Source organism: Pseudomonas sp. 58 R 3, from assembly GCF_900006605.1.
Lineage (GTDB): Bacteria > Pseudomonadota > Gammaproteobacteria > Pseudomonadales > Pseudomonadaceae > Aquipseudomonas > Aquipseudomonas salomonii.
In genome coordinates, this window is record NZ_CVTT01000036.1 from 35,883 (window position 1) to 58,192 (window position 22,310).

Here is a 22,310-nt window from a genome sequence, read left to right on the forward strand (position 1 = left end):
TATGACCGCATTTGCACGCATCACCCTGCTCAGCCTGGTACTCGGCTTGAGCGCTTGTGCGGTCCACCGGCCTCCCGCGCCCACCGGCCCGACCATCCCGCCGTCAGGCCCGGCGACCCAGCCGGGCACCAAACCGTCCGGCCCGGTAACACCGCCGCCGAAACCTGTGCCAAGCAAGTCGCCGACCTTCGCCCCACCACCGGGCGCCGCCAGCCACTGGGACGGCAAGATGCAGGTGTATGTGCTCGACGAACAGCCCGACACCTTCTACCGCCAGCGCACCTACTACCGCTGGAGCAACGGCTGGAGCCGCTCCATCAGCCCGAACGGGCCGTGGGAAGACACCGATGTGCACGGCGTGCCGCCGGGGTTGAGCAAGCAGTACGCGCAATAACAAAAGGCGACCTTTGAAAGGTCGCCTTTTTCTTACCTTTGAAATACATCCCTCCAAACACTGAAGATCAACTGTGGGAGCGGGCTTGCTCGCGAAAGCGGCGTGTCAGTCACTGAATAGGTTGGCTGGTGCACCGCATTCGCGAGCAAGCCCGCTCCCACAGGGGATCACCGCGCTATCAAACGACGGGGCACTCCCGATTCAGCGCTTGATCCACCAACAACTGCGCAATCTCAACCATCTGCACCACCGCCAGCACCTGCTTGCGGCTTGAGCCATCCAAGTGCTCGGCACAGTCGTAGGCACACACCGTCGCCGATTCCAGCATCTCGCTGGCATTGCTCAAGGCTACTTCAGTGCTGAGGCCGGGGCGGACGGTGAAGATGAGGTTGGGCGGGGTTTGTGGGGTGTCATCCGAGGCGGATGGCGGGGGATTGGGTGTGACTTTTTTCATGGTGAAGCTCCTATGAATGAGCACCTCCATCTCGCTACCACACGATGTAAGGAGGCGACTGTACACGGGGTGGTAGACCGGTCATAGAAACCCGGCAGGCCGAAGCCTCCCGTGCACAGCCGCCACAAAGCAGCCCGCACAAAAAAACGCCCGTAAGCGTTTTGGGGATCTATGAAAGAACCGGGCTACCACACCCGTTCGCTGATTTTGCAGCGACCCGCGAAGGTTAGCGGCGAGGTTGCTCGGACGCAACCCGAAATCTGTGTAGGGCATGTCCTAACAAGAGGGCTGCTAAGAAGAGAGAGCCATACGCAGGCTACCGATCGTTCCCACGCTCTGCGTGGGAATGCATCCCGTGACGCTCTGCGTCACCCCAGCGCAGGGTTCGGGACGCGGAGCGTCCCAGGCGGCATTCCCACGCAGAGCGTGGGAGCGATCGGTCAGGTGGCTTTGCAACCTTTCACAAAACCTTCATCAATCCGCCGCCCGCCAGTCATGTGCAAGTAATAGCACTGACACCTCCCGCGCCTACTGTCGTTTGAACTCAACCGCAGCCCTTGTGTGGCTGTTCAAACCAGACAGAGAAGCCCATGACTCACGCTATCCATGTCGATCACTTGAACAAGACCTTTGCGAAGAAATCCGCATTGGTCGACCTCGAACTCACCATTGCATCCGGTGAGATGGTCGCGCTGATTGGCGCTTCCGGTTCCGGCAAGTCCACCTTGTTGCGCCATTTGGCGGGCCTGGCCTGTTGTGACAAGAGCAACGGCGGCAGCGTCAAGGTGCTGGGCCGGGAGGTTCAGGCCAGTGGGCGCTTGAATGGCAAGGTGCGGCGGTTGCGCGCAGACATCGGCTACATCTTCCAGCAGTTCAACCTGGTCAACCGCCTGAGCGTGATCGACAACGTACTGCTCGGCTGCCTGGGCCGTATGCCGCGCTGGCGCGGCAACCTCGGTTTGTTCAATGCCGAAGAAAAGGCCTTTGCCCTCGAATCCCTCGCCCGCGTGGGCTTGGCCGACCTCGCCGGGCAGCGTGCTTCGACCTTGTCCGGCGGCCAGCAGCAGCGTGTGGCGATTGCCCGCGCATTGACCCAGCGCGCCGAAGTCATCCTCGCCGATGAGCCTATTGCCTCGCTGGACCCGGAGTCGGCGCGCAAAGTCATGGAGATCCTCGCCGACATCAACCGCCGCGATGGCAAGACCGTGGTGGTGACCCTGCATCAAGTCGACTACGCCATGCGTTATTGCCCGCGTGCCGTGGCCCTTAAAGGTGGGCGCATTCATTTCGACGGGCAGGGCAGCGCCATGAGCAGCCAGTTCCTCAACGATTTGTACGGTGCCGACGTCGACACCAGCCTGATGTTTTCCGACCAGACCCCCACTGCCGTCGCCACGCCTCGGCTGGCCATGGCGCGCGCTTGAAACCCTACTCACTACCCACAGGAATCCCGTCCATGTTGAACCGTATCGGCCACGTGTTTCTGTCTGCAGTGTTGCTGGCCGGCGCCGCCATGGGCACTGCCCAGGCCGCCGACAAAACCATCAACTTCGGCATCATGTCCACCGAGTCTTCGCAGAACCTCAAGAGCATCTGGCAGCCGTTTTTGGATGACATGCACAAGAAGACCGGCCTGACCATCAACGCCACCTTCGCCTCCGACTACGCCGGGTTGATCCAGGGCATGCGCTTTAACAAGGTCGACGTGGCGTGGCTGGGCAACAAGGCCGCGATGGAGGCGGTGGACCGTTCCAACGGCGAGATCTTCGCCCAGACCGCCGCCGCCAACGGCGCCGCCGGTTACTGGAGCGTGCTGATCGTGCGCAAGGACAGCCCGATCAACAACGTCGACGACATGCTCAAGAACGCCAAGAACCTGACCTTCGGCAACGGTGACCCGAACTCCACCTCGGGTTATCTGGTGCCGGGCTACTACGTGTTCGCCAAGAACCATGTGGACGCCGCCACCGCGTTCAAACGCACGCTCAACTCCAGCCATGAGGTCAACGCACTCAGCGTGGCCAAGGGGCAGTTGGACGTGGCCACCTTCAACACCGAAAGCTGGGACCGCCTGGAAGTCACCCAGCCGGACAAAGCCGCGATGCTCAAGGTGATCTGGAAATCGCCGCTGATCCCGGCCGACCCGATGGTGTGGAGCAAGGCGCTGACGGACAGCGAGAAAACCAAGATCCGCGACTTCTTCGCCCACTACGGCGACACCGATGAAGAGAAGGCGGTGCTCAAGAACATGCAACTGGGCAAGTTCCTCGCCTCCAACGACGACCAACTGCTGCCGATCCGCCAGCTGGAGCTGTTCAAGCAGCGCACCACCATCAGTGCAGACGACAAGCTGGAAGCGGCCGACAAGGCCAAGAAGCTCGCCGACATCGACGCCGACCTGGCCAAGCTGCAACAGCGCATCTCCGAGCTGGACAAGAAAACTGCGGCAAACGGCTAACCCCCTGTAGGAACCGGGTCAATGTGGGAGCGAGCAAGCCCGCTCCCACATTAGGTCCAGTTCCAACCTTTACCGAGAGTGACCCATGACTACCTTGCATGCTGAAGCAGTGGGTAAAAGAACCTGGCCGCAATACCTCGGCTGGGGCCTGTTTCTGGTCCTGCTGGCCTGGGCCTGGCACGGTGCCGAGATGAACCCGCTGGCGCTGTACCGCGATTCCGGAAACATGGCGACCTTCGCCGCCGACTTCTTCCCACCCGACTTCCACGAATGGCGCGCCTACCTCAAGGAGATGATCGTCACCGTACAAATCGCCCTGTGGGGCACGGTGCTGGCCATCGTCTGCTCGGTGCCGCTGGGCATTCTGTGCGCCGACAACATCACCCCATGGTGGGTCCACCAACCGCTGCGCCGGGTGATGGACGCCTTCCGTTCGATCAACGAAATGGTGTTCGCCATGTTGTTCGTGGTCGCCGTCGGCCTCGGTCCATTTGCCGGTGTATTGGCCTTGTGGATCAGCACCACTGGCGTGCTTGCCAAGCTGTTTGCCGAGGCCGTCGAAGCCATCGACCCAGGCCCGGTAGAAGGCGTGCGCGCCACCGGCGCAAGTGCCTTGCAGGAAGTGATCTACGGCGTGATCCCGCAAGTGATGCCGCTGTGGGTGAGCTACGCGCTGTACCGCTTCGAAGCCAATGTGCGCTCGGCGACGGTGGTGGGCATGGTCGGCGCGGGCGGTATCGGCGTGATCCTCTGGGAAAACATTCGCGCCTTCCAGTTCGTACAAACCTGCGCGGTGCTGCTGGTGATCATCGTGGTGGTGAGCGGTATCGACGTGCTGTCCCAACGCCTGCGCAAGCAGTTCATCTGACGCCGGAGGGGTGCCCGCGCGGCGCTTTTTTTAAGCATGCAGTTGTCTAGACAAGATGAGCCGGTGTACCGCGAACTCGCGGACATCCTGCGCCGCGAATTGAGCAGCTACCAGGCCGGTGACTTCCTGCCCGGCGAGGTGCACATGGCCGAGCGCTTTGGCGTCAACCGCCACACCTTGCGCCGTGCCATTGACGAACTGGTGTTCGAAGGCAGCCTGTTGCGCCGTCAGGGCAAGGGCACCCAGGTGCTCGACCGCCCGCTGATTTACTCGATGGGCGCCGAGACCTCCTACAGCCAATCGCTGTCGGCCCAGGGCGTGGGCGTTGAGGCGGTGTTGCTCAAGCGCCGCTACTGCTACGCCAGCCGCGACGAAGCCGAGCATTTGGGCATCGCCGAGATGGCGCCGATGATCGAACTGCAAACCCTGCGCAAGCTCGACCACCAGCCCGTCAGCCTGATCCGCCATCGCTACTGCGCCAGCCGTGCGCCGTTGCTGGCCGATTACACCGGCGGCTCCCTGCGCCAGTACCTGCGTGAACGAGCGCTGCCGCTGACCCGCACCCAAAGCCTGATCGGTGCGCGGTTGCCCAACCGTGATGAAGCCGCGCTGCTGATGATGCCTCGGCACTTGCCGGCCCTCACGGTGTTTACCCTTTCCTGCGATCGCGACGGCCGCCCGGTGGAGCTGGCGCAGTCCACCAGCCGTTCGGATCGCTTTCAGTACCAAGTGGTGACTTGAATGATGAATGTGTCCCCGCGACAACATTGGATCGGCGTATTAGCCCGCGCCCAGCTCAATGAACTGCAACCCCACGCAGCGGCCTTGAAAGACGCCGAGTACCAACTGATCCGCGCCCCGGAAATCGGCATGACCCTGGTGCGCGGGCGCATGGGCGGTGACGGCGCGGCCTTCAACGTCGGCGAAATGAGCGTGACCCGCTGCGTGGTGCGCCTGGCCGACGGCCGCACCGGCTACAGCTACCTGGCCGGGCGCGACAAGCTGCATGCCGAGCTGGCCGCATTGGCCGATGCGCATCTGCAAGGCACGCAACCGAACCTGTGGCTCAGCGACTTGATCACCGCATTGGCCACTGCCCAAGCCAAACGCCGCGCCGAAAAACAAGCCGACACCGCTGCCACCAAGGTCGAGTTCTTCACCCTGGTGCGAGGAGAAAACTGATGAACGCTCACCTGTTGCAACCGGCGTTTGTCGAGCCGGTGCTGGATGCCCAACGCGGTTTTCGTGCGGCCCTCAAGGCGCTGGCCGAACCCGGTTTGCTCCAGCATCTGCCCTCGGCCCCACGCCTCGACGGCCTGGCGCCCGCTACTTACGCGCTGTGCCTGGCCCTGCTGGATAGGGACACGCCGCTGTGGCTGGCGCCGAGCTTCGACACGCCGCTGATCCGCGCCAACCTGGCCTTCCACTGCGGTTGCCCGCTCACCGATAAACGCGAAGACGCGGTGTTCGCGCTGCTGGGCGAGCAAGACCTGCTCGACCTCGGCGGCTTTGACCACGGCAACGACCGTTACCCGGATCAGTCCTGCACCTTGCTGGTTCAGCTTACCGACCTGGAATCCGGTCGCGGCCTGCACTGGCGCGGCCCAGGAATCAAAACCCAGCGCCTGGTCAACCTGCCGGTGCCGCAAGCCTTCTGGCCGGAGCGCCAACGCCGCGAAGCCTTCCCGCGTGGCCTGGACCTGTTGTTCACCGCCGGCCACCACCTGATCGGCCTGCCGCGCAGCAGCCGCATAGCACAGGAGCACGCCTGATGTACGTAGCCGTCAAAGGTGGCGAACAGGCCATCGACAATGCCCACCGCCTGCTGGCGAAAAAACGTCGGGGCGATACTGCGATTCCCGAGTTGAGCGTGACGCAAATCCGCGAGCAATTGCCGCTGGCGGTGGCACGGGTAATGACCGAAGGCTCGTTGTTCGACGAAGAGCTGGCGGCGCTGGCGATCAAGCAGTCGGCAGGGGATTTGGTCGAGGCGATCTTCCTGCTGCGCGCCTACCGCACCACGCTGCCGCGCTTCAGCCCGAGCCTGCCGATTGATACCGCGCAGATGTCCTTGAGCCGGCGCCTGTCGGCCACGTTCAAGGATGTGCCCGGCGGCCAACTGCTCGGCCCGACCTTCGACTACACCCACCGCCTGCTGGATTTTTCGCTGCTGGCCGAAGGCGAATACCCAGGCCCGCAGACCACGGCCGATGCGCAGATTGACGCCTGCCCACGGGTGCTCGGTTTGCTCGCCAAAGAAGGCTTGATCAAAAACGAAGCCGACGACAACGCCAGCGTCGCCGACATCACCCGCGACCCGTTGGAATACCCGGCCAGCCGTGCCGAACGCCTGCAAGCTCTGGCCCGTGGCGACGAGGGTTTTCTGTTGGCGCTGGGCTATTCGACTCAACGCGGTTACGGCCGCAATCACCCGTTTGCCGGTGAGATTCGCATCGGCGACGTCGAGGTGTGGGTCGACCCCGAAGAGCTGGGCTTTCCCATCTGCCTGGGCAGCATCGAAGTCACCGAGTGCGAGATGGTCAACCAATTCGTCGGCTCGGCCACTGAGCTGGCGCAGTTCACCCGTGGTTACGGCCTGGCGTTCGGGCATGCCGAGCGCAAGGCCATCGGCATGGCGCTGGTCGACCGCTCGCTGCGCGCCGGGGAATACAACGAGGAAGTCGTTTCACCGGCCCAGCGCGAAGAGTTTGTGCTGGCCCACTGCGACAACGTCGAGGCGGCGGGGTTTGTCTCGCACCTCAAACTGCCTCACTACGTGGACTTCCAGTCCGAGCTGGAACTGATCCGCAAACTGCGCCGACCGGCCGAGGGCAACCGCCATGAATGACTTGACCCAAGCGGCTGTGCGCGACCCGGCGTACAACTTCGCCTACCTCGACGAACAGACCAAACGCATGATCCGCCGCGCCTTGCTCAAGGCCGTGGCGATCCCCGGTTACCAAGTGCCGTTTGGCGGCCGCGAAATGCCATTGCCCTATGGCTGGGGCACCGGCGGCATGCAATTGACCGCCGCGATCCTCGGTGATGATGACGTGCTCAAGGTGATCGACCAGGGCGCCGACGACACCACCAACGCCGTGTCGATCCGGCGCTTTTTCGCCCGCACGGCGGGGGTTGCCACCACCGAAGCCACGCCCGACGCCAGCGTGATCCAGACCCGCCACCGCGTCCCGGAAACGCCCTTGCAGGCCGGTCAGATCATGGTTTACCAGGTGCCGATCCCCGAGCCGCTGCGCTTTATCGAACCCTCGGAAACCGAGACCCGCACCATGCACGCCCTGAATGATTACGGGGTGATGCACGTCAAACTCTACGAGGATATCGCCACTTTCGGCCATATCGCCACCAGCTACGCCTACCCGGTGATGGTCGATGAGCGCTACGTGATGGACCCGTCGCCGATCCCCAAATTCGATAACCCCAAACTCGACATGAGCCCGGCGCTGATGCTGTTCGGTGCCGGTCGCGAAAAGCGCCTGTACGCGGTGCCGCCGTACACCCAGGTCACCAGCCTGGACTTTGAAGACCATCCGTTCGAAGTGCAGAAGTGGCAACACAACTGCGCCATCTGCGGCAGCCACGATTCCTTCCTCGATGAGCTGATTCTCGACGACGCGGGAACCCAGAGTTTTGTGTGTTCCGACACCTGGTACTGCGCCCAACGGGTCAAGGAGAACAACCAGTGAGCCAGCCGTTATTGCAAGTGCGTGACCTGTCGCTTTTGTATGGCCCGGAGAAGGGCTGCCAGGGCGTGAGCTTTGATCTGTACCCCGGCGAAGTGCTGGGGATTGTCGGCGAGTCCGGCTCGGGTAAATCCACCTTGCTCTCGCTGCTGAGCGGACGTTTGCCGCCGCAAGCGGGGAGCATCGGCTACCGCAGCAAGCACGGCGAATGGCTGGATTTGTACAGCGCCAGCGAAGCCGAGCGCCGCACCTTGTTGCGCACCGAGTGGGGCTTTGTCGAGCAGAACCCACGGGACGGCCTGCGCATGGGCGTGTCGGCCGGTGCCAACATCGGCGAACGCCTGATGGCCCAAGGCGTGCGCAACTATGCGCAACTGCGCGGTGCCGGTCTGGATTGGCTCGGCCAGGTGGAAATCGACCCGCAGCGCATCGACGATTTGCCGCGCACCTTCTCGGGCGGCATGCAGCAGCGCCTGCAAATCGCCCGCAACCTCGTCTCCAGCCCGCGCCTGGTGTTTATGGACGAACCCACCGGCGGCCTGGACGTGTCGGTGCAAGCGCGCCTGCTCGACCTGTTGCGCAGCCTGGTACGTGAGCTGGATTTGGCGGTGGTGATCGTCACCCACGACCTGGCCGTTGCGCGCTTGCTGGCCGACCGCCTGATGGTGATGCGCCGCTCCCGCGTGGTGGAAACCGGGCTCACCGACCAGATCCTCGACGATCCACAGCACCCTTACTCTCAATTGCTGGTGTCCTCGGTATTGCAGCCATGACAAATGCCTTGATCGAGGTCCGTGACCTCTCGAAAACCTTCACCCTGCATCAGCAACACGGCGTGGTGCTCAACGTGCTGCGCGGTGTGAATTTCAGCGTGCGGGGCGGTGAATGCCTGGTGCTGCATGGCCAGTCCGGCGCGGGTAAAAGCACCTTGCTGCGCACGCTGTACGGCAACTACTTGCCGGCGGGCGGCAGTATTCGTGTGCAGCATGCCGGTGAGTGGCTGGAGCTGGTCGGCGCCGAGCCGCGTGACATTCTTCAGGTGCGCCAGCAGACCCTTGGTTACGTCAGCCAGTTTCTGCGCGTGATCCCCCGCGTGGCCTGCCTGGACGTGGTGATGGAGCCGGCCCTGGCGCGTGGCTGGGCCAAGGCCGATGCGCAAGCCCGTGCCGAACAGTTGCTCACGCGCCTGAACATCCCGCAGCGCTTGTGGCCATTGGCGCCCGGCACCTTCTCCGGTGGCGAACAACAGCGCGTCAATATCGCCCGCGGCTTCATGGTCGCCTGGCCGGTGATGTTGCTGGACGAACCTACCGCGTCCCTGGATGACAACAACCGCCAGGTGGTGCTGGAACTGATGAACGAAGCCAAGGCCGCCGGCGCGGCGCTGATCGGCATCTTCCACGACCGCGCCGCCCGTGAAGCGGTCGCCGACCGCCATTTCGACATGACCCCTGCAGCCGTTGCCGAAGAGGAGTACGCCCATGCCCGCTGAACAAATCCTCACCAATGCCCAGGTCGTCACGGCTGAGCGCATGTTCCTGGGCACGGTGGTGCTGCGCGACGGCAAGCTTGTCGACCTCGCCGAAGGCCGCAGCCAGTTGCCCCAGGCCCAGGACCTGGGCGGTGATTGCCTGCTGCCGGGCCTGGTGGAGCTGCACACCGACAACCTGGAAAAACACATGACCCCGCGCCCAGGCGTGGACTGGCCGTCGATCTCGGCGGTGCTCAGCCATGATGCGCAAATTATCGCGGCGGGGATCACCACGGTGTTCGACGCGGTGTCGATCGGCGATGTGAACCCCAAGGGCAACCGCATGAAAAAGCTGCCGGCGATGCTCGATGCCATCGCCCAGGCTGAAGGCGCCGGCTTGACCCGCGCCGAACACCACCTGCACCTGCGTTGCGAGCTGTGCCACCCGGACACCCTCAGCGTATTCCGCGACCTGGTGGAAAACCCGCTGGTGCGTCTGGTGTCGGTGATGGACCATTCGCCGGGCCAGCGCCAGTTCGTGCTCGAATCCAAGTACCGTGAGTACTACATGGGCAAGTACCACCTCAACGACGAAACCATGGATGCATTCATCGTGCTGCAAATGGCCAACTCCAAGGCGTACAGCGACCGCTATCGCGCCGCCATTGTTGCGCATTGCCTGGAACGCGGCCTGTCGGTGGCCAGCCATGACGACGCGACGCTGGCGCATGTGGAGGAGTCGGCGGGCTACGGCATGACCATCGCTGAATTCCCCACCACGCTGGAGGCGGCCAAGGGCTGCCAGGCGCTGAACATGAAAGTGCTGATGGGCGCGCCGAACGTGGTGCGCGGCGGGTCGCACTCGGGTAATGTGGCCGCCGCCGGCCTGGCTGCCGAGGGATTGCTGGATATACTTTCCAGTGATTACTACCCGGCCAGCCTGTTGCAGGCGGCCTTTGTGCTGGCCGATCAACAGGATGGCGGCGACCTGTCGCGGGCCGTCAAGATGATCAGCCTGGCGCCTGCGCACGCGGCGGGCCTGACGGATCGTGGTGAAATTGCGATTGGCCTGCGAGCGGATTTGGTGCAGGCCCGTCGCTGCGAGGGGCTTCCTGTAGTGCAACAAGTCTGGCGACAGGCGAAGAGGGTGTTTTGATGGCAGGCAGGTTGATCTATCTCATCGGGCCATCCGGTTCGGGCAAGGACAGCCTGCTGGATGCCGCACGCCCACGCTTGGCCGAGCGCGGTTGCCGCATTGTGCGCCGCGTCATCACCCGCTCGCCGGAAGCGGTGGGCGAGGCCGCGCAGGGGGTGAGCCCCGAGCAGTTCGCCGTGCTGCTGGCCGAGGGCGCATTTGCCCTCAGTTGGCAGGCCAATGGCTTGTCGTATGGCATTCCCAAGGCCATCGACGAATGGCTGGCGGCGGGGGACGATGTGCTGGTCAATGGCTCGCGTGCGTATCTGGCGCAAACCCGTGAGTGCTATCCAAGCTTGCTGGTGCTGCTGTTGACGGTGGATCAGGCCGTATTGCGCCAGCGCCTGATGGCGCGCGGGCGCGAGTCCCAGGCCGATATCGAGGAACGCCTGGCGCGCAATGTGCGGTTCACCGCCGATTTGATCGCGGGCAATGGCGCCGGCTTGTTCGTGCTCGACAATTCCGGCCCGCTGGAAAATACCGTCGAGCGCTTGCTCTGCTGCCTCGATCACGGGCATACCGCATGCGCCTGACCTTGCTGGGCACTGGTGACGCGCGGCAAGTTCCGGTGTATGGCTGCGAGTGCGCGGCGTGCGGTCTGGCGCGCCGCGATGCCAGCCTGCGCCGCCGCCCGTGCAGCGCGTTGATCGAGTGCGGCGACCAGCGCTGGTTGATCGACAGCGGCTTGCCCGACCTCTGCGAACGCTTCCCGCCGCGCAGTTTCAATGGGATTTTGCAGACCCACTATCACGCCGATCACGCTCAGGGTTTGTTGCACTTGCGCTGGGGCCAGGGCTTGATCATTCCGGTACACGGCCCCGCCGACCCGGAGGGTTTGTCCGACCTTTACAAACATCCGGGCATTCTCGATTTCAGCCAGCCGTTTGCCGAGTTTGAAACACGCACGTTCGGTGAACTGCGCGTCACCGCATTGCCGCTGCAACATTCAAAGCTGACCTTGGGTTATCTGCTGGAAGGCGAGGGGCGGCGCATCGCCTACCTCACCGACACGGTGGGCTTGCCGCCGGCCACGCGGGCCTGGTTGCAACGTGAACCGTTGGACGTGTTGGTACTCGACTGCTCCATGCCGCCGCAGCCGCAAGCGCCGCGTAATCACAATGACCTGACGCTGGCGTTGCAGAGCATCGAAGAAACCGGCGCGCAGTTGGGTGTGCTGACCCATGTAGGGCATACGTTGGATGCGTGGCTGCTGGAGCACCGACGCGAGTTGCCACGGCATGTGACGGTGGCCTGGGATGGCCGGATTATTTGAACAGCGCATAACCCTGTGGGAGCTGGCTTGCCTGCGATGGCATCAACTCGGTGTGCCTGATGTACCGAGGTGCCTGCATCGCAGCGATGCGGCGACCCGACAAGCCCGCTCCCACATTTAGACTGTGTTGCATCAGGTAGATAGGCTTTTGCTTTGCACTTGATCTGGCTCTTGCTTCAACCACTCTACTCCAAAGCGCGCTGCAAACGCCTTGCGCCCGTTGGCCGTGACACCCAGCGCGCGGCTGTCCAGATCCTGGGTGACCCATCCGCGATGGATCGCGCACTGCAAAACCGCTGCGCCCAACGCCCCGGCCAAATGCGGGCGGCGCATGCTCCAGTCCAGGCAGGCGCAGGCGAAACGCCGACGCTGCGCACGCACCGCAGGCAGATCCAGCCCCAACGCGATCATCGCGGTTTCGCCGGGGGCCGTCAGTGCGTAGGTGCCGTCGCCAACTAGCCAACCAGAGGCGATGAAATGGTCGTGCAATTGCACCGCCAGCGTCCCGGCCATGTGGTCGTAGCAGGTGCGTGCGAGCTGCAGGCGGTTGGGCGTGTTGGGCACAAATGCCTGGGCGGTGTTGCGGCTGATCACCATCAACCCTTCGATGGCCTGGGCCACGTGCGCGCCGGCGAGGCTGTAGTAACGATGGCGGCCCTGGGTGTGCAGCTTCAGCAGGCCATCGTCCTTGAGCCTGGCCAAGTGGGCGCTGGCCGTCGAGGTGCTGACGCCGGCGATCACGGCCATCTCGGTGCTGGTGCGCGCATGGCCATCCATCAGCGCGCAGAGCATTTTTGTGCGCGCAGGCTCTGCTATCGCACCGGCGATTTGTGAGAGTGCTGCGTCATCATCAAAGGCGTTCATATTTCGTTCCTGAACGAATCATTGCCGCGTGGGAGCGCCGATAGTATCGCTTCTTCAAGCACAGGAAGTCCCGGATGACACCGCTGCAAGCTGCTACTCATGTTGATCCCTACCCGTATTACGCCAGCCTGAGGCGCCATGAAGAACTGCTGTTCGATGCCGAGCTGGGCCTGTGGATCGCCAGCCGCGCCAAGACCGTAGAGGCGGTGCTGGCACACCCGGACTGTCACGTGCGCCCGTTACACGAGCCGGTGCCCAAGGCGATTGCACAGGGCGCGACGGGGCAGGTTTTTGCGCGGTGGATGCGCATGAACGAAGGCCCGGCGCATCGATGCCCACGGGCGGCGATTGAGCCGGCGTTGGCGGTGGTGGAGGCGTCGGCCATCGCCGAGCGGGTCGCTCGGTTGATCGACAGCGTGCAGAGCCTGGATGCGCTGATGTTTACCTTGCCAGTCGCGGTGGTCGCGTCGCTGCTGGGGTGCCCGGCGCCACAGTTGGCGCGTGTCGCTGGGCTAACGCGGGCGTTGGTCGCCGGCCTTTCACCGCTGAGCAGTGAAGCACAGTTGTGCAATGCGCAGTCCGGTGCGTCGCAGTTGCAGCAGATGTTCCGTGATGTCTTGGAGGAAACCGCGCTGCTGGCCCATATCCGCAGCGGCAACTGGGAGGACACGCAGGTATTGGCGGCCAATCTGATCGGGCTGTTGTCGCAGACCTGTGAAGCCAGCGCCGGGTTGATCGGCAACTCGCTGGTGATGCTCGCGCGGCACCCTGAGCGGGTTGCGCAGATTGTGCGCACGCCAGCCCTCGCCACGGCACTCGTGGAGGAGGTGGCGCGTTACGATTCACCGGTGCAAAACACACGGCGATTCGTGGCGGCGCGCTGCACCATTGGCAACCAGGTGTTGGCGGCGGGAGAAAGTGTTTTAGTCCTGCTGGCGTCGGCCAATCGCGACGCTGAGGCCAACACCGATCCCGACAGTTTTGTGCTGGCGCGCACGCAACGGCGGCTGTTCAGCTTTGGTATAGGGCGCCATCAGTGCCCAGGCCAACAGATGGCGTTGACGATCGCCGCGCAAGCGCTGTTGGCCTTGCTGCGTTATCAGCCCGATTTGCTGGCTGACGCTGGCCGGTTTTGCTACTGGCCCTCGCTTAACGGCCGTATCCCCAGGTTCAGTGCTGCGACGCTAAGCCAGTAACCCTTCTGCATTTCAATATTCAGCAAAACACCCGGCAGTCCGACTAACAAAAACTGTGCTTGAGTAAAGATAACTCTAGGGTTACTTTTATTCAGGCCAAGCCAAGGAGGCAGGGGTGCAAAGCAGGCTATTGATCAAGGAGCTGCAAGAGGCGGGTTGGGTGCTGGATCGAGTCACGGGCAGTCATCCTATTTTTACCCACCGCTATAACCCATACACGATCCCGGTGCCTCATCCCAAAAAGGACCTGCCTCAGGGCACCGTCCGCAGCATCAGAAAGCGCGCCGGGCTGTTTCAGTTTTAAGGAGAGCATGCATGCAATACCCAATGTGTATCGAATGGGGCGATGACTTCACCGCCACCGGTATCCAGATCCCCGATATTCCAGGCGCGGTTACCGCCGGGGACAGTTTTGAAGAGGCCTACAACGCTGCGGTAGAAATCGCCCACATCATGCTGCAAGAAATCGCGGCCGAAGGCGGGGTGATTCCGATGCCGACATCGGTGGCCAACCACCATGCCCACGAAGACTACGCAGGCATGGGCTGGGGCATGTTGGAGCTGGATATCTCGCCCTATCTGGGCAAGACCGAGAAGGTCAATGTGACCTTGCCCGGTTATGTCATTCAGCGTATCGACCGTTATGTGCGCGAGCACAAGGTCAAAAGCCGCTCGTCATTTCTGGCGGATGCGGCGTTGGAGAAGTTGGTGCGTTCTTAAGCGGTAGCCACCGCAGCCTGGCGCGAAGCGCTCAGGAACCGTACCAATGCCACCAGCGGGAATGCACTGCCCACCAGCATCACACCCAGCCAGCCGCCGTGTTCATACACGCTGCTGGCAATCGCCGAGCCGAAGGCGCCGCCGATGAAAATGCTGGTCATGTACAACGCGTTCAGGCGGCTGCGGCTGTTGGCGTCGAGGGCGTAGATGGCGCGTTGGCCGAGGACCATGTTCATCTGCACGCAGAAGTCCAGGACCACGCCGGTCAACGCCAGGGCGATCACGCTGTACAACGGGTGTACAAAAGCCGGCAGGAAGCTCAACGCGGCAAACACCATGGCCAGCAGCGAGGCGCGGTGCGTGTGCCCGGCATCGGCCAGGCGCCCGGCGATAGGCGCAGCGATGGCGCCCAAGGCACCGACCAGGGCAAACAGGGCTATTTCGCTTTGGCTCAGGCCATGGTTACGCGCCAGCTCCAACGGGACGGCGGTCCAGAACAGGCTGAAGGTGGCGAACATGCAACCTTGGTAGAACGCGCGCTGGCGCAATAGCGGTTGCTTGCGCAGCAAGGTGCCCAGCGACCCTAGCAGTTGGCCATAGCTGGCGTTGTGGTCGGGCTGGCGCTTGGGAATGGTCAGCATCAGCACCGCACTGATAAACACCATCACCGCGGCCGCCGCCATGAACATTGCACGCCAGCCAAAGTGGTCCGCTACCAGGCTGGACACCGGCCGCGCCAGCAGGATGCCCAGCAACAGGCCGCCCATGATGCTGCCGACCACGCGGCCCCGGGACTCGGCGGGCGCCAGGTGCGCGGCCAGCGGGATAAGAATCTGCACCGACACGGAACTGAATCCGATCAACAGCGACACAAGCAGGAACACATTCGGCTGCTCGGCAAACGCTGCACCCAGTAGGCTGGCGATGGCCACCAGGTTGGTAATGATCATCAGCTTGCGGTTTTCCAGCAGGTCGCCCAGCGGCACCAGAAAGAACAGGCCCAGGGCATAGCCGATTTGCGTGAGTGAGACGATCAGGCTCGCCAGTGCCGGAGTCAGGCCGATGTCCGGCGCGATCAACTCGATGATCGGCTGGGCGTAGTAGATGTTGGCAACAATGGCGCCGCAACAGAACGCAAACAGCATCACCATGCCTCGGGTCATGGTGCTTGAAGCGTGTGAGGTAGCCGTCATGGTTTTCTCGTTAAAGCGAAGGAAGGTGGCGTGCGAGAGTAAAGACAACGCCAGCGCCGGTGTAGAGCGCGCGCATTGATATCACTCATGCCGCAAATTAATGACTGAATCGTTAACTTTTGGGGCGAGCGCCAATGATACATTCAGACATAACTGTCGAAACAGGAAATCCATTGCGATGAAAATCACGCTGAACAAGATGCTCCTGGCCTCCACCCTGGCTGCGGCCATGGCCATTGGGCTGGCCAACGCCGCCGAGGCCCCACGGGTTGGCGTACGCGGCGCCATTACCGCGATGGACGGCGACGCCATGCACGTCAAGGTCAACAGTGGTGAAGAGGTTGTGGTGCGTCTCACGCCCGCCACCCAGGTACGCGCCGTCACCCTGGCCAAGATCGATGAGATCAAGCCCGGCAGCTACATTGGCTCCGCCGCCATGCCGAACGCCGATGGCACCCTGACTGCGCTGGAAGTCCACGTATTCCCACCGGCCATGGCCGGCACAGGCGACGGGCACCGCGCGTTCGATTTGAAAGAAGGCAGCAGCATGACCAACGGCACGGTGGGCGACCTGGTGGTGAGCAACGGGCGCACCCTGACCGTGAAGTACAAGGGCGGCGAGCAGAAGATTGTGGTGCCGGAGGATGTGCCGATCGTGAACCTGGAGCCGGGCGATCGCAGCTTGCTCAAGGCGGGCGTGAAGGTGGTGTTGTTTGCGGCGCAAGCGCCGGATGGGACCATTACGGCCCAGGCGATCTCGGCCGGCAAGGATGGGGTGACACCGCCGATGTAACCGCCAAACACAAAAACAAATGTGGGAGCCAGCTCCCACATTTTTTTACCGCGTACCTTCAGTTATTGACCGGAATAGATCTGGTCAAAAACCCCACCATCATTGAAGTGGGTCTTCTGCACGGTGCGCCAGTCACCAAAGGTTTTCTCCACCGACAGGAAGTCTACTTTCGGGAAGCGGTCGGTGTACTTGGCCAGCACTTTCGGATCCCGTGGGCGCAGGTAGTTGTTGGCGGCAATTTCCTGGCCTTGCGGCGACCACAGGTACTTCAGGTAGTCCTCGGCTGCGACGCGGGTGCCTTTCTTGTCGACCACTTTGTCGACCACCGACACCGGCGGCTCAGCTTCGGCGGAAACGCTTGGGTAGATCACTTCGAACTGATCACGGCCGAATTCACGGGCGATCATTTCGGCTTCGTTCTCGAAGGTCACCAGCACGTCGCCGATCTGGTTGGTCATGAAGGTGGTGGTGGCGGCACGGCCGCCGGTGTCCAGCACTGGCGCATGTTTGAACAATTCGCCGACGAATTTCTTGGCCTTGTCTTCATCACCGCCGTTTTTCAGCACATAACCCCAGGCCGACAGGTAGGTGTAGCGGCCATTACCCGAGGTTTTCGGGTTGGGCACGATCACTTGTACGCCATCTTTAAGCAGGTCGGGCCAGTCCTTCAGGGCTTTGGGGTTGCCCTTGCGCACGATAAACACGGTGGCGGAGGTGAACGGCGCGCTGTTGTTCGGCAGGCGGGTCACCCAGTTGTCCGGTACCAGTTTGCCGTTGTCCGCCAGGGCGTTGATGTCGGTGGCCATGTTCATGGTGATCACATCCGCCGGCAGGCCGTCGATCACTGAGCGCGCTTGTTTGCTGGAACCGCCGAACGACATCTGCAGGGTCAGCTTGTCGTTCGGGTGCTCGGCTTCCCAGTGCTTTTGGAAGGCGGCGTTGTAGTCCTTGTAGAAGTCGCGCATCACGTCGTAGGAGACGTTAAGCAGTGTGACCGGTGCCGCTTGCACGGCACCGGCCAGGGCCAGGCCCGCGGCCAGAAGAGAGGCGCTGAGGATTTTTTTCACTGCTCATTCCTTGTTGTTCGAGAGAAGACTGGGGGCAATTTGCCAGCAACTATAGCCGGGCCTGCATAGGCGTTTAAAGATTAAAACGTACTGTGCTTATTCCACTTTATGAAACAGGTTACTGCCGCAGCGCGAGCAAAACGCCGCGTTGGGTTCGTGGCTGTTTTTCTTGCACACCGGGCAATCGTGTTCCAGCTGTTCACCGCGCATGGCGCTGGCCAGTTCAGCGGTAAAAATCCCGGTGGGCACGGCGATGATCGAGTAACCGGTGATCATCACCAGCGACGAAATCACCTGGCCCAGCGGCGTCTTCGGCACGATATCGCCAAAGCCTACGGTGGTGAGGGTCACGATCGCCCAGTAGATGCCCTTGGGAATGCTGGTGAACCCGTGCTCCGGGCCTTCAATCACGTACATCAGGGTGCCGAAAACCGTGACCAGGGTGCACACGCTGACCAGGAACACCACGATCTTCTGCTTGCTGCCGCGCAGCGCCGCCATCAGGTAGTTGGCTTGCTTGAGGTACGGGCTGAGCTTGAGCACGCGGAAAATCCGCAGCATCCGAATGATGCGGATAATCAGCAGGTATTGGGCATCGCTGTAATACAGCGCGAGGATGCCGGGCACGATGGCCAGCAAGTCCACCAAGCCATAAAAGCTGAAGGCGTAGCGCAAGGGTTTGGGCGAACAGTACAGCCGCAAGCCGTACTCGATGGCGAAGATCAGCGTGAAGCCCCATTCGATGTAGGCCAGCACATTGGCGTAGTTCTGGTGGATTTCGTCGATGCTGTCGAGCATCACGATCACAATGCTGGCGAGGATGATCAGTAGCAGGATGCCGTCAAAGCGCCGCCCGGCTGCGGTGTCGCTTTGGAATACCATCACATAGAGGCGCTGACGCCAGTCACTGTTGCTGTTCATAAAACCTGCCTGAATCGAATATCGAGCAAGCCTAGGGGGATTCGAACGGGCTGTCCACGCGGGCTTTGAACATCCGCTGCGTGGCGCGCACCAGCCAACAGGCGAGGATAAACGGCGCCGTCAGCGCAGGCAGGTGCAGGGCGGCGAAACCGGGCGTGAGCATGAGCGCCAGCAGGATGCCCAGCAGTGGCAGCCACGGCTGGCGGCGTGATTGGCTCAAAGCCAGTGCCGCCAGCGCCGGGTTGTAGCTGTGCAAGCCGAGCAGGGCGCTGGCGGGTTCGTCCATCAGGAACGCCATCAGCACGCCGGCCACGGCGCCGATCAGCGCCCACAGCGCGGCGCGACGGTTGGCCAGCAACAGACCGAGCGCAATCAAGACGCCGGCCAGGGGCTGGTCCAGCAGCATGACTTGCGCAAGGCCGGTAAAGGGCGCGCTGACCATAGACAGAACGTCGGGCTCCACCAGGGCGAACGCAGGCTGAGGCACGCTGCCGACCAGCAACCAACCCAGGCCGACAAAGGGTGCGGTGTACGCAGACAAGTCATCCGGCTGGCGGGCATGTTTCAACCATTGCCGCGTGAGCATCGCACTCAGGCCGCCGCACGCCAGAATCAGCGGCGGCAGCAACGCCGACCAGGCGAAGTGCTGGCTGATCAATACACCCAGCAGCACGCCGTTGTAGCTGTACAAGCCAGCCTGGCGTTCGGCCTTGGGGTAGCCCCGGCGCTGGGCCGTGAGCAAGCCGGCGAGGCCACCCAGCAACGCCCCACCGAGCAAGGCCGGGGCGCCGATCAGGATGGCCAGCAGGCACAGCAGGCCACACAGCGGCTGGCGCTGCAGGAATATCTGGCTGAAGCCGTTGAGCAGCGCTTCGGCCCAGTCGGGGCAGGTTGGGTTGTGCATGGTGGTTAGTCAGTGAGACCGAGTTGCCCTTATCGCAGGCAAGCCAGCTCCCACACTTGGCTGTGTTCACTGTGAACCCAATCAACTGTGGGAGCTGGCTTGCCTGCGATAAGGCCCTTACAGACGCTAAATCAACGTCTCAATACGCAACGAGTTCGTCGACCCCGGCTGCCCGAACGGCACTCCCGCCGTAATCACCAGGGTGTCCCCACGCTGCGCCATGCCTTGCGCCTGGGCAATTTCCAGCGCCGTGGAACACACCTCATCGACCTGGCGCAGCCGGTCATTGACCACCGAATGCACGCCCCAGGCCACGCTCAAACGCCGCGCCGTGGACAGGTTCGGCGTGAGGTTGAGGATCGGCGCCACCGGCCGTTCCCGCGCCGCGCGCAGGCTGGAGCTGCCGGACTCGCTGTAGTTCACCAGCACCGCCACCGGCAAAATGCTGCTGATGCGCCGGATCGCGCAGCTGATGGCGTCCGACACCGTGGCATCCGCTTTGGGCCGGCTCACGTCCAGTTGCGCCTGGTAATCCGGGCCGTTTTCCACTTGGCGGATGATCTTGCTCATCATCTGCACGGCTTCGAGTGGGTATTCGCCCGAGGCGGTTTCGGCCGAGAGCATCACCGCGTCCGCGCCTTCGGCCACGGCGTTGGCCACGTCGGTCACTTCGGCGCGGGTCGGCGCCGGCGAGAAGCGCATGGATTCGAGCATCTGAGTGGCCACCACCACCGGCTTACCCAATTGACGGCAGGTGCTGATGATGTCTTTCTGGATCTGCGGCACGCTTTCGGCGGGCACTTCCACGCCCAGGTCGCCTCTGGCCACCATGATCGCGTCGCTCAGTTCGGCAATTTCCCGCAAGCGCAGCACGGCTGAGGGCTTTTCGATCTTGGCCATCAGGAAGGCCTTGTCACCGATCAGTTCGCGGGCTTCGCGAATATCTTCCGGGCGTTGCACAAACGACAGCGCCACCCAGTCCACGCCCAGCTCCAGGCCGAAGCTCAGGTCGCGGCGGTCCTTGGCGGTCAACGGGCTGAGCTCCAGCAGCGCTTGCGGCACATTCACGCCTTTGCGGTCGGACAGCTCGCCACCATTGAGCACGGTGGTGTCGATGGCATCGCTATGTTTGGTGACCACGCGCAGGCGCAGTTTGCCGTCGTCCAGCAACAGGTCCATGCCCGGCTCAAGCGCTGCGATAATTTCCGGGTGAGGCAGGTTGACCCGGCGCTGATCGCCCGGGGTCGGGTCCAGGTCCAGGCGCAGCGCCTGGCCGCGCACCAGTTGCACTTTACCCTCGGCAAAACGCCCGACCCGCAGTTTGGGCCCTTGCAGGTCCATAAGGATGCCCAGCGGGTAATTGAGCTGGCGCTCCACCTGGCGAATCCACTGGTAACGCTGGGCGTGGTCGGCATGCTCGCCGTGGCTGAAGTTGAGGCGGAAGATATTCACCCCGGCTTCCACCAGCTCGCGGATGTCGTCTATGCCGTCGGTGGCCGGGCCGAGGGTGGCGAGGATTTTGACTTTCTTGTCAGGCGTCATGTTTGGCAGTCTCAAGAATCAGGATGGCGCGAAAGTCATTGACGTTGGTGCGGGTCGGCTCGGTGACGATCAAACCGCCCAGCGCGGCGAAGTAGCCATAGCCATTGTTGTTGTCCAGCTCGTCGCTGGCGCTAAGGCCCAGGGCTTCGGCGCGCCGGTAGCTGCACGGGGTCATGATTGCGCCGGCGTTGTCTTCGGAGCCGTCGATACCGTCGGTGTCACCGGCCAGTGCGTACACGCCGGGCAAGCCCTTGAGGCTGTCGGTGAGGCTCAGCAGGAATTCGGCATTGCGCCCGCCACGGCCATTGCCGCGCACGGTGACGGTGGTTTCACCGCCCGAGAGAATCACGCACGGCGCCGCCAAGGGTTGGCCGTGCTGCACGATTTGCCGGGCGATACCGGCGTGCACCTTGGCCACGTCCCGTGCTTCGCCTTCAAGATCGCCAAGGATCAACGGGCTGAACCCGGCCTGGCGGACTTTTACCGCCACCGCTTCCAGCGACTGCTGCGGGCGGGCGATCAATTGGAAGTGACTGCGCGCGAGTACCGGGTCACCGGGTTTGACGGTTTCCGAAGCCGGGTTCTGCAACCAGTTGCGCACTGACGCCGGCGCGTCAATGCCGTAGCGTTTGAGAATCGCCAGGGCTTGCTGCGAGGTGCTCGGGTCGCCGACGGTGGGGCCGGAGGCGATGACGGTGGCCTGGTCGCCCGGCACATCGGAGATGGCGTAGGTGTACACCGTCGCCGGCCATGCGGCCTTGGCCAGCCGGCCGCCCTTGATGGCCGAGAGGTGCTTGCGCACGCAATTCATCTCGCCAATGGTCGCGCCGGATTTGAGCAGGGCCTTGTTGATGGTCTGTTTGTCGGCCAGGGTAATGCCTTCGGCGGGCAGGGCCAGCAAGGCTGAGCCGCCGCCGGAGAGCAGGAAGATTACGCGGTCGTCTTCGGCGAGGTTGCTGATCAGTTCCAGCACACGCTTGGCGACGGCCAGCCCGGCCGCATCAGGCACCGGGTGCGCGGCTTCGACCACTTCGATTTTTTTGCACGGTGCGCCGTGGCCGTAACGGGTGACCACCAGGCCCGAGACTTCGCCCTGCCAGCAGTTTTCGACCACCAGCGCCATGGCGGCTGCGGCTTTGCCGGCGCCGATCACGATCACACGGCCGCTGCGGTCGGCGGGCAGATAAGGTTCAAGGACTTGCCGGGGGTGGGCGGCGTCGATGGCTGTGGCAAACAGCTCGCGAAGCAGGTGTTGCGGATCGACCGACATAAGCGGGCTCCCGGGGGATTCTT

26 protein-coding genes are annotated in these 22,310 nt (G+C 62.9%); 18 read left to right on the plus strand and 8 right to left on the minus strand.

The genetic code is table 11. The features are described 5' to 3' along the window. Nucleotide 1: 1 nt before the first annotated feature. Nucleotides 2-394: a hypothetical protein gene (locus BFP92_RS05555; protein WP_056857144.1), complete on the plus strand. Its 393-nt coding sequence runs from the start codon at nt 2-4 to the stop codon at nt 392-394. 178 nt (nt 395-572) lie between these two features. Here BFP92_RS05555 and BFP92_RS05560 read toward each other — a convergent pair whose 3' ends face one another. Continuing rightward, nucleotides 573-848, minus strand: coding sequence for a DUF6124 family protein (locus BFP92_RS05560; RefSeq protein ID WP_065912433.1), 276 nt, complete (start codon nt 846-848; stop codon nt 573-575). 590 nt (nt 849-1,438) lie between these two features. Here BFP92_RS05560 and phnC point away from each other — a divergent pair. The 13 genes from phnC (at nt 1,439) to phnP (ending at nt 11,817) form a co-directional block, all read left to right on the plus strand. Beyond that, entirely contained in the window at nt 1,439-2,272 is an 834-nt protein-coding gene (gene phnC, locus BFP92_RS05565; RefSeq protein ID WP_065912434.1) for a phosphonate ABC transporter ATP-binding protein, read from the plus strand. 32 nt (nt 2,273-2,304) lie between these two features. Continuing rightward, a complete protein-coding gene (phnD, locus tag BFP92_RS05570; protein ID WP_065912436.1) occupies nt 2,305-3,306 on the plus strand; it encodes a phosphonate ABC transporter substrate-binding protein in 1,002 nt (333 codons plus the stop codon). 85 nt (nt 3,307-3,391) lie between these two features. Continuing rightward, nucleotides 3,392-4,174 carry a phosphonate ABC transporter, permease protein PhnE gene (gene phnE, locus BFP92_RS05575; RefSeq protein ID WP_065912438.1) on the plus strand — a complete coding sequence of 261 codons (783 nt, stop codon included), beginning with the start codon at nt 3,392-3,394 and terminating at the stop codon, nt 4,172-4,174. A 36-nt stretch (nt 4,175-4,210) separates the two neighbouring features. After that, nucleotides 4,211-4,915, plus strand: a complete 705-nt coding sequence (gene phnF, locus BFP92_RS05580) for a phosphonate metabolism transcriptional regulator PhnF (protein WP_074854437.1) — start codon at nt 4,211-4,213, stop codon at nt 4,913-4,915. Nucleotides 4,916-4,918: 3 nt separating this feature from the next. Next, the gene (gene phnG, locus BFP92_RS05585) at nt 4,919-5,356 is read left to right on the plus strand and encodes a phosphonate C-P lyase system protein PhnG (protein ID WP_065912483.1); all 438 of its coding nucleotides are present in this window, start codon (nt 4,919-4,921) and stop codon (nt 5,354-5,356) included. Beyond that, nucleotides 5,356-5,946 (plus strand): phosphonate C-P lyase system protein PhnH, encoded by a 591-nt coding sequence (phnH, locus tag BFP92_RS05590; protein WP_065912440.1) that lies wholly within the window; start codon nt 5,356-5,358, stop codon nt 5,944-5,946. The genes phnG and phnH overlap by 1 nt, the downstream gene beginning before the upstream one ends. Further along, nucleotides 5,946-7,022, plus strand: coding sequence for a carbon-phosphorus lyase complex subunit (locus BFP92_RS05595; RefSeq protein ID WP_065912442.1), 1,077 nt, complete (start codon nt 5,946-5,948; stop codon nt 7,020-7,022). Before phnH ends, BFP92_RS05595 begins: the two co-directional genes overlap by 1 nt. After that, complete coding sequence (locus tag BFP92_RS05600) at nt 7,015-7,881, plus strand: alpha-D-ribose 1-methylphosphonate 5-phosphate C-P-lyase PhnJ (RefSeq protein WP_065912444.1); 867 nt, start codon at nt 7,015-7,017, stop codon at nt 7,879-7,881. Before BFP92_RS05595 ends, BFP92_RS05600 begins: the two co-directional genes overlap by 8 nt. Next, entirely contained in the window at nt 7,842-8,651 is an 810-nt protein-coding gene (phnK, locus tag BFP92_RS05605; protein WP_170875821.1) for a phosphonate C-P lyase system protein PhnK, read from the plus strand. Before BFP92_RS05600 ends, phnK begins: the two co-directional genes overlap by 40 nt. Next, nucleotides 8,648-9,370, plus strand: a complete 723-nt coding sequence (gene phnL, locus BFP92_RS05610; protein ID WP_065912448.1) for a phosphonate C-P lyase system protein PhnL — start codon at nt 8,648-8,650, stop codon at nt 9,368-9,370. Before phnK ends, phnL begins: the two co-directional genes overlap by 4 nt. Continuing rightward, complete coding sequence (locus tag BFP92_RS05615) at nt 9,360-10,505, plus strand: alpha-D-ribose 1-methylphosphonate 5-triphosphate diphosphatase (RefSeq protein ID WP_065912450.1); 1,146 nt, start codon at nt 9,360-9,362, stop codon at nt 10,503-10,505. Before phnL ends, BFP92_RS05615 begins: the two co-directional genes overlap by 11 nt. Then, nucleotides 10,505-11,077, plus strand: coding sequence for a phosphonate metabolism protein/1,5-bisphosphokinase (PRPP-forming) PhnN (gene phnN, locus BFP92_RS05620; RefSeq protein ID WP_065912451.1), 573 nt, complete (start codon nt 10,505-10,507; stop codon nt 11,075-11,077). The genes BFP92_RS05615 and phnN overlap by 1 nt, the downstream gene beginning before the upstream one ends. Then, nucleotides 11,068-11,817, plus strand: coding sequence for a phosphonate metabolism protein PhnP (gene phnP / locus BFP92_RS05625; protein WP_065912452.1), 750 nt, complete (start codon nt 11,068-11,070; stop codon nt 11,815-11,817). The genes phnN and phnP overlap by 10 nt, the downstream gene beginning before the upstream one ends. Nucleotides 11,818-11,949: 132 nt before the next feature. Here phnP and BFP92_RS05630 read toward each other — a convergent pair whose 3' ends face one another. Next, a complete protein-coding gene (locus BFP92_RS05630; protein WP_065912453.1) occupies nt 11,950-12,681 on the minus strand; it encodes an ArsR/SmtB family transcription factor in 732 nt (243 codons plus the stop codon). A 74-nt stretch (nt 12,682-12,755) separates the two neighbouring features. Between BFP92_RS05630 and BFP92_RS05635 the strand changes: the two genes are divergently transcribed. The 3 genes from BFP92_RS05635 (at nt 12,756) to BFP92_RS05645 (ending at nt 14,597) form a co-directional block, all read left to right on the plus strand. Further along, the gene (locus BFP92_RS05635) at nt 12,756-13,877 is read left to right on the plus strand and encodes a cytochrome P450 (protein WP_065912454.1); all 1,122 of its coding nucleotides are present in this window, start codon (nt 12,756-12,758) and stop codon (nt 13,875-13,877) included. A gap of 115 nt (nt 13,878-13,992) precedes the next feature. After that, the gene (locus tag BFP92_RS05640; RefSeq protein ID WP_065912457.1) at nt 13,993-14,181 is read left to right on the plus strand and encodes a type II toxin-antitoxin system HicA family toxin; all 189 of its coding nucleotides are present in this window, start codon (nt 13,993-13,995) and stop codon (nt 14,179-14,181) included. 11 nt (nt 14,182-14,192) lie between these two features. Continuing rightward, nucleotides 14,193-14,597, plus strand: a complete 405-nt coding sequence (locus BFP92_RS05645; protein WP_065912459.1) for a type II toxin-antitoxin system HicB family antitoxin — start codon at nt 14,193-14,195, stop codon at nt 14,595-14,597. Here BFP92_RS05645 and BFP92_RS05650 read toward each other — a convergent pair. Continuing rightward, nucleotides 14,594-15,790, minus strand: a complete 1,197-nt coding sequence (locus BFP92_RS05650; RefSeq protein ID WP_065912461.1) for an MFS transporter — start codon at nt 15,788-15,790, stop codon at nt 14,594-14,596. The genes BFP92_RS05645 and BFP92_RS05650 overlap by 4 nt on opposite strands. A gap of 178 nt (nt 15,791-15,968) precedes the next feature. Here BFP92_RS05650 and BFP92_RS05655 point away from each other — a divergent pair, with 178 nt between their 5' ends. Then, a complete protein-coding gene (locus BFP92_RS05655) occupies nt 15,969-16,583 on the plus strand; it encodes a DUF5666 domain-containing protein (protein ID WP_065912462.1) in 615 nt (204 codons plus the stop codon). Nucleotides 16,584-16,645: 62 nt separating this feature from the next. Here BFP92_RS05655 and BFP92_RS05660 read toward each other — a convergent pair whose 3' ends face one another. The 5 genes from BFP92_RS05660 to BFP92_RS05680 all read right to left on the minus strand — a co-directional run bounded on the left by BFP92_RS05660 (nt 16,646) and on the right by BFP92_RS05680 (nt 22,287). Further along, entirely contained in the window at nt 16,646-17,650 is a 1,005-nt protein-coding gene (locus BFP92_RS05660; protein ID WP_065912463.1) for a sulfate ABC transporter substrate-binding protein, read from the minus strand. 96 nt (nt 17,651-17,746) lie between these two features. Beyond that, on the minus strand, nt 17,747-18,571 hold the full coding sequence (locus tag BFP92_RS05665) for an ion transporter (protein ID WP_065912465.1): 825 nt from the start codon (nt 18,569-18,571) through the stop codon (nt 17,747-17,749). Between the two features lie 31 nt (nt 18,572-18,602). After that, on the minus strand, nt 18,603-19,475 hold the full coding sequence (locus tag BFP92_RS05670; protein WP_065912467.1) for an urea transporter: 873 nt from the start codon (nt 19,473-19,475) through the stop codon (nt 18,603-18,605). 126 nt (nt 19,476-19,601) lie between these two features. Then, nucleotides 19,602-21,017, minus strand: coding sequence for a pyruvate kinase (gene pyk, locus BFP92_RS05675; protein ID WP_065912470.1), 1,416 nt, complete (start codon nt 21,015-21,017; stop codon nt 19,602-19,604). Further along, a complete protein-coding gene (locus BFP92_RS05680) occupies nt 21,007-22,287 on the minus strand; it encodes a glycerate kinase type-2 family protein (protein ID WP_065912471.1) in 1,281 nt (426 codons plus the stop codon). Before BFP92_RS05680 ends, pyk begins: the two co-directional genes overlap by 11 nt. Nucleotides 22,288-22,310: the final 23 nt, after the last annotated feature.